Here is a 10898-nt window from a genome sequence, read left to right on the forward strand (position 1 = left end):
GAACGCGCTTGGTCGCCAAGCCGGTCGTCGAAGGATGCATGAACGCCGGTGGCCTCCGGGCGCACGTCACCGATACCGCACCTCCGGTGGTCGACCCCGCCGACACCACCATGCTCTGCAACCCGAACGCCCCTTGTGTTACCGGGGGTGTAAAGCGATCGGGGCATTCGGCGCAGGCGTTTTTTGTCGCCTACCCTTTGCTTCTGAACCGACCAGGGGAGAGGCGACCTCCACTGTATCCAGCGGGTTTCCACCCCGTTGAGAGTTTTTCTTCGGACGGCCGCAGTGCTGACCGCGGGCGACTTCGGAGTCGCCGTTCAGGATGCATACGCCGCCCCCAGACTTGGCGACTATCGAAACGATCCGCCCGCCGCTGCGAACGATGCCGGGGGTTCAACAGGGATGTACCCGGCTTCTGCTGCCTGCGGTAACCCGGCAGGATCGACACCGGACGGCCGGGTTCCGTCAAAGGAAGTGAGGACCGCCAAGACCAAGGCGTAAGACGGCTTGCTCCGCGTCGATCACGGTCGACAAGGCCGCCGCGTCGGCGTTCGACATCGACGCGTCAGCGCTTGCCGCGGTCGGCCGCTGACGTGAAGGTCCTGGTGGCTCCGTCGCCTTCTCCCCCGCTCCGTTCATCGCTGCGATCCGGAGGTTGCAGCGGGGCACGTCCAGGGGCGCGCCTCGGCACAGGGGCAATCAAAGCTGGCTCAGGCGCGTGGTCGGCCCCGGTCTCGGATCGTAGCGGTTCGCCCCTCACTCCCACTCGATGGTGCCAGGCGGCTTCGAGGTGATGTCGTAGGTCACTCGGTTGATGCCCTTGACCTCGTTGATGATGCGGGTGGCGACCCGGCCGAGGAAGGCCATCTCGAAGGGGTAGAAATCCGCCGTCATGCCATCGACGGAGGTGACGGCGCGCAACGCGCAGACGTGGTCGTAGGTGCGTCCGTCACCCATCACGCCCACCGTCTTCACGGGGAGAATGACCGCGAAGGCCTGCCAGATCGTGTCGTAGAGGCCGGCCTTGCGGATCTCGTCGAGGTAGATCGCGTCGGCCTTGCGCAGGGCCTCGAGCTTCTCGGGCGTGATCGTGCCGGGGCAGCGGATCGCCAGGCCCGGCCCCGGGAAGGGGTGGCGGCCGACGAAGGCCTCCGGCAGGCCGAGTTCCTTGCCAAGCACCCGGACCTCGTCCTTGAACAATTCGCGCAAGGGCTCAACGAGCTGCATGTTCATGCGCTCGGGCAGGCCGCCGACATTGTGGTGGCTCTTGATCGTCACCGAGGGGCCGCCGGTGAACGAGACGCTCTCGATCACGTCCGGATAGAGCGTGCCCTGCGCCAGGAACGCGGCGCCGCCGATCTTCTTCGACTCGGTCTCGAACACGTCGATGAACAGGCGCCCGATGGTCTTGCGCTTCTGCTCGGGGTCGCTGACGCCGTCGAGTTCGCCGAGGAAGAGCGCCTGCGCCTCCACGTGGACGAGGGGGATGTTGTAATGGTCGCGGAACAGGCGCACCACCTCCTCGGCCTCGCCCATCCGCAGGAGGCCGTGATCGACGAACACGCAGGTCAGCTGCTCGCCGATCGCCTCATGGATCAGCACCGCCGCCACGGCCGAGTCGACGCCGCCGGAAAGCCCGCAGATCACCCGCTCCTTGCCCACCTGCGCGCGGATCTTCGCGATCGCCTCCTCGCGATAGGCCCCCATGGTCCAGTCGCCGGAGCAGCCCGCGATGTCGCGCACGAAGTTGCGGATCAGCAGGGCGCCGTGCGGCGTGTGCGCCACCTCGGGGTGGAACTGCACGGCGTAGTAGTTGCGCGCCTCGTCCGCCACCGCCGCGAAGGGGGCGTTCTTCGACATGGCGACGGTGGTGAAGCCGTCGGGCAGCTTGGTGACCCGGTCGCCGTGGCTCATCCAGACGGGGTAGTGCTCGCCCACATGCCAGACGCCCTTGAACAGGGGGCAATCCGACAGGATCTCGATCTCGGCCCGCCCGAACTCGGCGTGGTGCCCACCCTCGACCTCGCCGCCGAGCTGAGCCGCCATGGCCTGCTGGCCGTAGCAGATGCCGAAGACCGGCACGCCGGAATCGAACACGATCTGGGGCGTGCGCGGAGAGGCCTCCGTCGTCACCGATTCGGGGCCGCCGGACAGGATCACGCCCTTGGGCTTGGTCTCCGCGAAGGCCTCGGCCGCCTTGGCGAAGGGGACGATCTCGCAATAGACGCCCTCCTCGCGCACGCGGCGCGCGATGAGCTGGGTCACCTGGCTGCCGAAATCGACGATGAGGATCTTGTCGTGCTCTGTATTCATGGACTTGGAGTTAGACGAGGCCTCGGCGCGGTGCAACGGATCGCCCTGCAGTGCCGCCCCGCGAGGGGCATCGGGCTGGGGATTCGCGTCGTGCCGGCGTTAATCGGCTGTTCACCGCGGAGCGCCGAAACCACGCGCCCCAGCAACGAACAGGAGCCTCATTTCATGAGAGCAACCATCTTCGGGATCGCCGCCCTCGCCCTCACGGGTTTCGGTGCCACGTCGGCTTCCGCCCTGCCCGTCGCGGCCGGCATCGCCCCGGCGGACGGCATCGAGCAGGTCCGGGTCGTACGGCGTACGGTGATCCGCGGACCGCGCTGCAGGACCGTCGTGACGAAGCGCCGGGGTCCGATGGGCCGCGTCGTGGTCGTGCGCAAGCGCAGCTGCTTCTAGGGATCTCGCGGATTGCGAGACGTCGCGATCCCGCATCAAGGGCATGGCCCCCCGTGGGGCCATGTCTCCTTTCAGACCTGAAATTCCGGTTCAGCCCTGGCGCAGCAGCGTCGCCACGTAGAATCCGTCCGTGCCCGTCAGGGCCGGGCTCATCTGCAGGCCGTGCGCGGTGAGGCGGACGGCGGGCGCGAGATCCGGCGCCCGCTCGCGCAGCACCGCCTCAGCGCCGATCACGGCAAAGTCGCCGGATGTGCGAGCCAGGAGACCCGCCACCGCCGCGTCGTTCTCCTCCGGCAGAAGCGAACAGGTGATGTAGGTGATCTGCCCGCCCGGCCGCACCAGCCGCGCCGCACGGTCGAGGACGGCGGCCTGGTCGACAACCCGGGTGGCCAGGGCGTTGGGGCGCATCCGCCACTTGGCGTCGGGATTGCGCCGCCAAGTGCCCGAGCCCGTGCAGGGCGCATCCACCAGCACGCGGTCGACGCGTCCGTCGAGATCGGCCAGGACGTCCGTGCGGGCCTTGCCGGCGCGGGGGGTGCGAATGTCGGCGACGGCGCCGGAGCGGCGCAGGCGCTCGTGGATCGGTGCGAGCCGGCGCGGATCGTCGTCGCTGGCGATCAGGTGGCCCTCGTTGCCCATCAGTGCCGCCAGGCTCAGGGTCTTGCCGCCGCCGCCCGCGCAGAGGTCGACGACCGTCTCGCCGCTGCGCGCGCCGCTGAGCAGGCTCGCGAGCTGTGAGCCCTCGTCCTGGATCTCGTACCAGCCGTCGATGAATTCCGGCTCGACGTGGAGGGCGGGCCCGCGTCCATCCTCGCCGATGGGGATGCGCAGGCCGTTGGGCGCGTGCGGTGTCGGCGTCGGCGCGAGGTGGGCGAGGCCCTCCGTGGCCTCGGCGCGGCTGCGCTTCAGGGTGTTCACGCGGATGTCGAGGGGCGCGCGCCGGCTCAGGGAGCGCAGCTCGTCGCGGGTCGCGTCGCCGAAGGTCGTCTCCAGCGAGGGGAGGATCCATTCGGGCACGTCGCCGACGACGTGGAGCGGCGCGTCGTCGAGAGTACCCTGGTCGAGGCGCTGACGCTCGGCCGCGCTCAGCGGCTCCGGGGCGAAGCGCTCGCCCGTGAACTGCTCCGCGATGGTCGGGGCGGCGCGCCCGTACTGGAGCCGCAGCATGCCGATGACGAGGCTGCGCGGGCTCTCGTCGGCCATGATCCAGGCGGCGGAGGCGCGGCGGCGGAGCGTGTCGTAGACGAGACTGGCGATGGCGGCGCGGTCGCCGGAGCCGGCGAAGCGGTGGGCGAGCCCCCAATCCTTCAGGGCATCGGCGGCGGGGCGGCGGCGCGCGGCGATGTCGGCGAGAACCTCGATGGCGGCGGAAAGGCGGGCGGGGGGCGTCAGGGCAAGGTCCTCGGGTTCTCGATCGGAAGCAGCCTTACGGCCGCGCTTTAAGGCAGTGGAGGGTCACAATACGGCCGAGCTTCGGGCGGGTTTGCGGCCCAGCGTCCACATCAACGCCGCCCGTCGCGGTCACCCGGAGCTTTAGAGGTCCCCATGTCTCGCGTCACGAAGTCTCGCGTTACGATGTCTCCCGTCAGGACCTCTCCCGCCATCCACCTGACCCTGGCGGGGCTGATCATGCTGGCGGTCGCCGCCTGCTCGACGGCGCCGGCCGCCCCCGACCTGACGACGCCCCCGCCCCGCCGCCCGGATGCCAAGACGCAGCTCGAATACGGCGCTCCTCCGTCGCCCGGCCCGCGCTACTGAGCTTTTGCGGCCTCGCGGGCGCGCCGGATCTCGTAGGCCGTGAGGTGCGTGTAGACGCGGTCGAGCATCGGATGGGCGAGCGTGGCGGGCGCCCGCGCGATCAGGTCGCCGACGATGTGGTCGGCCTCGATCCGGGCGCCGTTCTCGATGTCCCGCAACATCGAGGCGGTGAAGGCCGAGCCCGCCGCCGTGAGGGTGCTGCGGGTGTTCTCCATCACCTTGGGGCGCGGGTCGTAGCCGGCGTCCGCGGCGATGGTTCGGCATTCCTCCATCAGGGCTTCGATGAACGCGAGTCCGCCGGGTGACGCGACGATGTCGCCGATGGTGGCCCGCATCAGGCAGGTGGAGCCGGCGAGCGTCGCCAGGAAGCTCCACTTCTCCCACATCTCCAGCAGCATGCTCTCGCTGAGGCGCGGCTGGAACTTGACCCCCTGCATCAGCGCCTCGATGGCCTCGACGCGCGCCGAGCGCCCGCCGGCCCGCTCGCCGTAGGTCAGGGTATGGAGCTGGTTCATCTGCCGGATTTCGCCCGCCGGCCCGAGGGTCGCCGCGATGGCGCAGGAGCCGCCGAGCACGCGTGCCGCTCCGAATGTCGCGTCCAGGGCATCGAGGTGGCGCAGGCCGTTCAGTACGGGCAGGATTGCCGTGTCGGGGCCGACCGCCGGCGCCACGTCCGCGATGGCGCTGTCGAGGTCGTAGGCCTTGCAGGAGAAGAACACGAGGTCGAAGGCGCCCGCCTGCCCCGCCGAGAGGTCCGGGGCGGTGACGGTCTGCGGCGCCGGGAGGTGGAGGTTGCCGGCCGGGCTTTCCACGACGAGGCCCGCCGAGGCGAGCTTCTGTGCGCGCGCCGGCCGCACCAGGAAGGTCACGTCGCGGCCGGCCTCCGCGAGCCGGGCGCCAAAGTATCCACCGGTGGCCCCGGCGCCGACAACGAGCACGCGCATGGTGTTCTGATCCTCAAGCCTCGGCCCCAGCCTTATCCGACCGGGGCTCGGTCGATCCAGCGACTTCGCGTGTGTTCAGATGCCGAGGGGCGCCACGAAGATTCGCACGGCGAAGATGATCCACATCGCGAGCAGCACCAGCGTGCCCGCCGTGTAGGCCTGGAACCGGTGCGCGACGCGGTTGGTGGTCAGGTAGATGCCGGCGTGGAGCACGCGGGTCGCGACGAACACCCAGGCGAGCACGACGAACAGCAGGTCGGCCTTGAGTGTCGCAAGAGCCAGCCCGACGAGGACGTAGAACAGGACCGGGATCTCGAACTGGTTCGAGAAGCTGTTGGCGGCCTGCTGCGCGGGGGCGGGCCAGTCGCGCTGGCCGAGGCTGAGGGCGCGTCCCTTCGCGCTGCCGTCGCGGAACGCCCGCAGGCGGGCAAAGCCCGTCCAGAACAGGAGCCCGAAGGTCAGGAACACCTGCGCGAAGACGGGCGACAGGATGGCTTGGACGGTCACGGGATGTCCTTCGCGTGGGTTCAGCCGCCGAGAGCCACGAGGCCGAGATGGCCCACCAGCATCGCGCAGCCGACGGCATTGATGAGGAAGACCCGCCCGCGCAGGGGAACGTCGTCGGTGAGCGTCTACACGCCGCAATGGACGACCCGCCCGGCCACGAAGATCCAGCCGGCCCAGACGTCGAACATCCTGACCGCATCGAAGGCGACCAGCAGCGCGACGCAGGCGAAGACGATGACCGGTAGCTCGAACTGGTTGGCGAGGTTGCGGGTGATGCGGGCGATCCGCACCGGCTCCTCGCGTCCGAGCTCGAAGCAGGCGTAGCGCACCTCACCGGAGCGCACCGCCAGCAGGCGCGCCGCAGAGAGCCAGGCGTAGAGCGCGAAGGTCAGCCCGATCTGCGCCAGCACCGGCCAGAGCAGGAGATGGCGCGGATCGGACATGGTCGTCAGGCTCAGGCGCGGCCGGGGTAGTTCGGGCTCTCGCGGGTGATGGTCACGTCGTGGACGTGGCTCTCGCGCAGGCCCGCATTGGTGATGCGGATGAACTGCGCCTTCTCCTGGAACTCGGGGATGGTCGGGGCGCCGACATAGCCCATGGCGGCGCGAAGGCCGCCCGCGAGCTGGTGCAGCACGGCCGCCACCGGCCCCTTGTACGGCACTTGCCCCTCGATGCCCTCGGGCACGAGCTTGTGCGTGTCGCTGACCTCCGCCTGGAAGTAGCGGTCGGCGGAGCCCCGCGCCATGGCACCCACCGAGCCCATGCCGCGATAGCTCTTGTAGGAGCGGCCCTGGTGCAGGAACACCTCGCCGGGGGCCTCGTCGGTGCCGGCCAGCAGCGAGCCGAGCATGGCGACGGAGGCGCCCGCCGCGATCGCCTTGGCGAGATCGCCCGAATACTTGATGCCGCCATCGGCGATCACCGGCACGTCGGCCTTGTCGGCGGCCTCCACCGCCTCCATCAGGGCGGTGAGCTGAGGCACGCCGACGCCCGCCACGATGCGGGTGGTGCAGATCGAGCCCGGGCCGATACCGACCTTGATGGCGTCGGCGCCGGCATCGATGAGGGCCTGGGCGCCGTCACGGGTCGCGACGTTGCCGGCCACGATCTGGACGGTGTTGGAGAGCTGCTTCACGCGGCGCACTGCGTCCAGCACCTTGATCGAATGCCCGTGGGCGGTGTCGACCACGATGACGTCGCAGCCCGCATCGATGAGACGCTCGGCCCGCTCGAAGCCGCCATCGCCCGTGGTGGTGGCGGCCGCGACCCGCAGGCGGCCCTGCTCGTCCTTGACCGCGCCCGGATAGGCGACCTGCTTCTCGATGTCCTTGACGGTGATGAGGCCGATGCAGCGGTAATGGTCGTCGACGACCAGCAGCTTCTCGATGCGGAACTGGTGCAGGAGGCGCTTGGCCTCCTCCTGGTTCACGCCCTCGCGCACGGTGATGAGCCGGTCGCGGGTCATCAACTCGGCCACTGTTTCGGAGGAGTTGGTGGCGAAGCGCACGTCGCGGTTGGTGAGGATCCCCACGAGCTTGCCACGCGAGCCGTTCGGTCCGCGCTCCACCACCGGAATGCCGGAGATGCGATTCAGCTTCATCAGCGAGAACGCGTCGGCCAGGGTCTCGTCGGGGTGGATGGTGATGGGGTTCAGCACCATGCCGGACTCGTACTTCTTGACGAGGCGGACCTGCTCGGCCTGCTCGTGCGGCTCGAGGTTGCGGTGGATGACGCCCATGCCGCCGTTCTGCGCCATGGCGATGGCCATCGGCGCTTCCGTCACGGTGTCCATGGCGGAGGCCAGGATCGGCAGGTTGAGGTGGATCGAGCGGGTGAGCCGGCTCGCGATCTTGACCTCGGTGGGCATCACCGAGGAGGCTGCGGGACGCAGCAGGACGTCGTCGAAGGTCAAGCCCTCGATGATGGAATCTGCGGTGATGCGGGCCATGAACCAACTCCGAAACGGGTGCCGGCGCCGGGCCCTGTCGGGCGGTCCGGCGTCATCGGGTTGGCACGGGCCAGTATCATGCGTGGGGAACCGGCGCAAAGCCGGGAAGGCCCTGGCGGCACAGGAAAATGCGCGCGCGGTCCCGTTCTCCGGTGGGGGTTGCGCCTAGCGCACGCCCTTCGGCGCACCCGGCAGGCCTTCCGCCGGGCCCTTGTCGGTCCATTCCGGCGGTGCGCCGACGTAATCGCCGAGAATTCCATCGATGCCGGGCGCGCGGCCGAAGGCCTCGCAATCCGGGTCGAGGGGAGCTTCGCCCAGCGTCGTGACGCGCACGCGATCGTAGGTCGGCAGGGTGAGCGGCGCCTTGAAGGGGTCTTGCCCGGTGGCGAGGTAGAACCCGAAATCCTGGCCGAACTCACCGGCGAGATCGTAGGCGTCGCTGGCCGGCGAGAACCGCGCCTGGTTGGTGAAGGCGTTGGTCGCCCCGCCCCAGACCATGGCGGCGCGCTGCCTGTTGCGCCCGTCCAGGGCTTCGGCTTCCACCGTCAGGCTGCCCAGACCGATCGGGATGCGGGGAATCGGAATCCGGCCCACCGCCGTGGCGAACCCGGCGCCGAGCTGCGACGCGATGGTGATGCCGGCCGAGGTCGCGAGCGTCGCACCCGCGGCGGGCACGTTGGTGAGATCGATCCGCGTCACCGCCGAGCGGATCGTGAGGTCGGCCTTGCGGGTCGAGACCACGTCGTAGCGCAGGGAGAGCTCGTAGCAGAGGGCCCGGTCGGCGGCGTTGGCCACGAGCTTGCGCTCCAGCGGCGTCAGGCCGGGGGCCACCGCCTCTGTGAAGGTGGTGGGCACGATGTGAACGGTGCGGGTGGTCGCGAGCGCGGCCGGGTCGACGAAGATCCGCGACGAGCTGGCCGTCTCGTCGCTCGCCGCCAGCCGGTCGTAGCGCGTCAGGATGCCGGACTCGGTGAGCACCACCGTGCCGCAGCCCGCCACCGCCGCTGACAGAGCGAGGCAGGCGGCGAGCGTGGACAGCGTGCGGCGATGTTCGAGCCTCGGACGCATCGATGACTTTCTATAGGACGGAAGGATCGGTCGCGCGGCATCACCACCGAGAGTGGCAGGCGTCGAACCGAACGTTGAGGCCGAGCTTAGCGGGTCCAGCAACATTGTGGAAAGATCCGGAAGCCTGCGCGGGTCCGAAGCTGGACCGATGTGGCCGCAGAGCCACGCCCGGATCGGCCTCTAGGCCTGCACGTGCGGAATACCCTTTTCATCCGGCCGCCCCAGCGTTTTTCGGGTCCACGACGCCGGCTTGAGCGGAATTCGACCGTCGTGAAGCAACCGACCGGGGCCGCGCGCACTTTTCCCTGTCCATGCGCGCCTCCCAGATCGTCCCCCTCGTCGTCGCCACGGCGCTCTTCATGGAGAACACCGATTCGACGGTGATCGCGACGGCGCTTCCCACGATCGCCCGAAGCCTCGGCGAGGAGCCCATCGCCCTCAAGCTCGCGCTCACAGCCTACCTCGTGAGCCTGGCGATCTTCATTCCGATCAGCGGCTGGATGGCCGACCGGTTCGGCGCGCGCACGGTGTTCCGGATCGCGCTCGGCGTGTTCATGGCGGGCTCGCTCGCCTGTGCCGCCTCGAATTCGCTGGCCGGGTTCGTCGCCGCGCGATTTCTCCAGGGGCTCGGCGGCGCCATGATGGTGCCGGTGGGCCGGCTCGTGATCCTGCGTAGCGTGCCCAAGAACGAACTGGTCAGCGCGCTCGCCTACCTGACGATCCCGGCGCTGATCGGCCCGATCATGGGCCCGCCGCTCGGCGGCCTGATCACCACCTATCTCGACTGGCGCTGGATCTTCTTCATCAACATCCCGATCGGCATCGCCGGGATCGTGCTGGCGAGCCTGTATTTCGAGAACATCCGCGAGGCGGAGCGCCCGCCCCTCGACGTGGTCGGCTTCCTGCTGTCGGGCCTCGGGCTCGCGTCCCTGATGCTGGGCATCGCCTCGACGGGCCGCCACCTCCTGCCGGACGGCGTCTCCTGGGGCTGCCTTGCCGCCGGGATGGTCCTGCTGGCGCTCTACTTCCGGCACTCGCGGAACGTCGCCCACCCGGTGATTCGCCTCGATCTGCTGCGCTACCCGACCTTCCGGGCCGCCGTGACCGGAGGCAGCCTGTTTCGCATCGGCACCGGGGCGATCCCGTTCCTGCTCCCGCTGATGCTGCAGATCGGCTTCGGGCTGGACCCGCTGCAATCGGGCTTGCTCACCTTCGCGGCGGCGGCCGGCGCGTTGCTCATCAAGATCATCGGCCCGCGCATCCTGCGCGCCTACGGCTTTCGCCGCGTGATGCTCGTCAACGCCGTGGTGGCCTCGGGCTTCCTCGCGGTGAACGGGCTGTTCACGGCACAGACCCCGCACGCGGTCATCGTCTGCGTGCTTCTGCTAGGGGGCTGCGTGCGCTCCCTGCAATTCACCTGCGTCAACGCCATCGCGTATGCCGAACTCGACAAGCCCGAAATGAGCGCGGCGACCAGCCTCGCCAGCGTGGCCCAGCAGCTCTCGCTCAGTCTCGGTGTCTCGATCGGCGCCCTCGCCATGGAGGCGCATGCCGCCGCCTACGGGCGATCCGAGATCGCGGCTGCGGATTTCGGGCCGGCCTTCCTCACCGTCTCGATGATCTCGCTGGCTTCGTTCTTCGGATTCCGCCGGCTCGGCCCCGACGCCGGGGCGGAAGTCTCAGGCCAGCGGCGCGTCGCCGAGGGAGCACGGAACGCGACGCCGTAGGAGGTCAGGCGGCGGCGCGGGCGGGGGCGCGGCCGGCGGGACGCTTCGGCCTTGCCCCCGACTTCGAGGACGTGGCCTTCGCGGACGTGGTCTTGACAGGCGCGGCCCGGGCTGGACCAGCCGAGGCACGGGCGCCCTGGCGCCAGCCCAGCCAGCTCCAAGCCCCGGGGCCGATCATCGCATACATCAGGAAGCCGCCGGCGAGGCCGAGATCGGCCAGGAACAGCGTGCGCTCGGCCA

At 69.6% G+C, this 10898-nt stretch carries 10 protein-coding genes and 2 pseudogenes; 4 read left to right on the plus strand and 8 right to left on the minus strand.

The genetic code is table 11. From position 1 onward, the window contains the following. Window positions 1–756 precede the first annotated feature (756 nt). Window positions 757–2313, minus strand: a complete 1557-nt coding sequence (guaA, locus tag JWQ05_RS14485) for a glutamine-hydrolyzing GMP synthase (RefSeq protein ID WP_299659544.1) — start codon at window positions 2311–2313, stop codon at window positions 757–759. Window positions 2314–2478: 165 nt separating this feature from the next. Between guaA and JWQ05_RS14490 the strand changes: the two genes are divergently transcribed. Beyond that, on the plus strand, window positions 2479–2706 hold the full coding sequence (locus JWQ05_RS14490) for a hypothetical protein (RefSeq protein WP_299659547.1): 228 nt from the start codon (window positions 2479–2481) through the stop codon (window positions 2704–2706). A gap of 90 nt (window positions 2707–2796) precedes the next feature. On the opposite strand, the gene JWQ05_RS14495 is transcribed toward JWQ05_RS14490, so the two are convergent. Continuing rightward, entirely contained in the window at window positions 2797–3909 is a 1113-nt protein-coding gene (locus JWQ05_RS14495; RefSeq protein ID WP_299659550.1) for an RsmB/NOP family class I SAM-dependent RNA methyltransferase, read from the minus strand. A gap of 84 nt (window positions 3910–3993) precedes the next feature. On the opposite strand from JWQ05_RS14495, the gene JWQ05_RS14500 reads away from it, so the two are divergent. Beyond that, window positions 3994–4149 (plus strand): hypothetical protein, encoded by a 156-nt coding sequence (locus tag JWQ05_RS14500; protein ID WP_299659553.1) that lies wholly within the window; start codon window positions 3994–3996, stop codon window positions 4147–4149. 132 nt (window positions 4150–4281) lie between these two features. Then, window positions 4282–4464 carry a hypothetical protein gene (locus JWQ05_RS14505; RefSeq protein WP_299659556.1) on the plus strand — a complete coding sequence of 61 codons (183 nt, stop codon included), beginning with the start codon at window positions 4282–4284 and terminating at the stop codon, window positions 4462–4464. Here the strand turns inward: JWQ05_RS14505 and panE are convergent. The 5 genes from panE to JWQ05_RS14530 all read right to left on the minus strand — a co-directional run bounded on the left by panE (window position 4458) and on the right by JWQ05_RS14530 (window position 8931). Then, window positions 4458–5408 (minus strand): 2-dehydropantoate 2-reductase, encoded by a 951-nt coding sequence (gene panE, locus JWQ05_RS14510; protein WP_299659558.1) that lies wholly within the window; start codon window positions 5406–5408, stop codon window positions 4458–4460. The two genes, JWQ05_RS14505 and panE, sit on opposite strands and share 7 nt — an antisense overlap. A gap of 75 nt (window positions 5409–5483) precedes the next feature. Beyond that, window positions 5484–5915 carry an MAPEG family protein gene (locus JWQ05_RS14515; RefSeq protein WP_299659560.1) on the minus strand — a complete coding sequence of 144 codons (432 nt, stop codon included), beginning with the start codon at window positions 5913–5915 and terminating at the stop codon, window positions 5484–5486. A 125-nt stretch (window positions 5916–6040) separates the two neighbouring features. Then, window positions 6041–6358, minus strand: a complete 318-nt coding sequence (locus JWQ05_RS14520; protein ID WP_299659562.1) for an MAPEG family protein — start codon at window positions 6356–6358, stop codon at window positions 6041–6043. A gap of 11 nt (window positions 6359–6369) precedes the next feature. Continuing rightward, on the minus strand, window positions 6370–7863 hold the full coding sequence (gene guaB / locus JWQ05_RS14525) for an IMP dehydrogenase (protein WP_299659564.1): 1494 nt from the start codon (window positions 7861–7863) through the stop codon (window positions 6370–6372). A gap of 165 nt (window positions 7864–8028) precedes the next feature. Then, complete coding sequence (locus JWQ05_RS14530; RefSeq protein WP_299659567.1) at window positions 8029–8931, minus strand: DUF3313 domain-containing protein; 903 nt, start codon at window positions 8929–8931, stop codon at window positions 8029–8031. 290 nt (window positions 8932–9221) lie between these two features. On the opposite strand from JWQ05_RS14530, the pseudogene JWQ05_RS14535 reads away from it, so the two are divergent. Then, a pseudogene (locus tag JWQ05_RS14535) lies at window positions 9222–10658 on the plus strand (MFS transporter); the annotation flags it as partial. A gap of 4 nt (window positions 10659–10662) precedes the next feature. On the opposite strand, the pseudogene JWQ05_RS14540 reads toward JWQ05_RS14535, so the two are convergent. Then, a pseudogene (locus JWQ05_RS14540) lies at window positions 10663–10898 on the minus strand (DoxX family protein); the annotation flags it as partial.

The organism is Methylobacterium sp., assembly GCF_028290105.1.
Classification (GTDB): domain Bacteria; phylum Pseudomonadota; class Alphaproteobacteria; order Rhizobiales; family Beijerinckiaceae; genus Methylobacterium.

Coding starts and splice junctions, on each gene's coding strand:
- JWQ05_RS14530 (WP_299659567.1), bottom strand. CDS start 8,931: ATGCGTCCGAGGCTCGAACATCGCCGCACGCTGTCCACGCTCGCCGCC.
- JWQ05_RS14490 (WP_299659547.1), top strand. CDS start 2,479: ATGAGAGCAACCATCTTCGGGATCGCCGCCCTCGCCCTCACGGGTTTC.
- guaA (WP_299659544.1), bottom strand. CDS start 2,313: ATGAATACAGAGCACGACAAGATCCTCATCGTCGATTTCGGCAGCCAG.
- JWQ05_RS14520 (WP_299659562.1), bottom strand. CDS start 6,358: ATGTCCGATCCGCGCCATCTCCTGCTCTGGCCGGTGCTGGCGCAGATC.
- panE (WP_299659558.1), bottom strand. CDS start 5,408: ATGCGCGTGCTCGTTGTCGGCGCCGGGGCCACCGGTGGATACTTTGGC.
- guaB (WP_299659564.1), bottom strand. CDS start 7,863: ATGGCCCGCATCACCGCAGATTCCATCATCGAGGGCTTGACCTTCGAC.
- JWQ05_RS14495 (WP_299659550.1), bottom strand. CDS start 3,909: ATGGCCGACGAGAGCCCGCGCAGCCTCGTCATCGGCATGCTGCGGCTC.
- JWQ05_RS14505 (WP_299659556.1), top strand. CDS start 4,282: ATGTCTCCCGTCAGGACCTCTCCCGCCATCCACCTGACCCTGGCGGGG.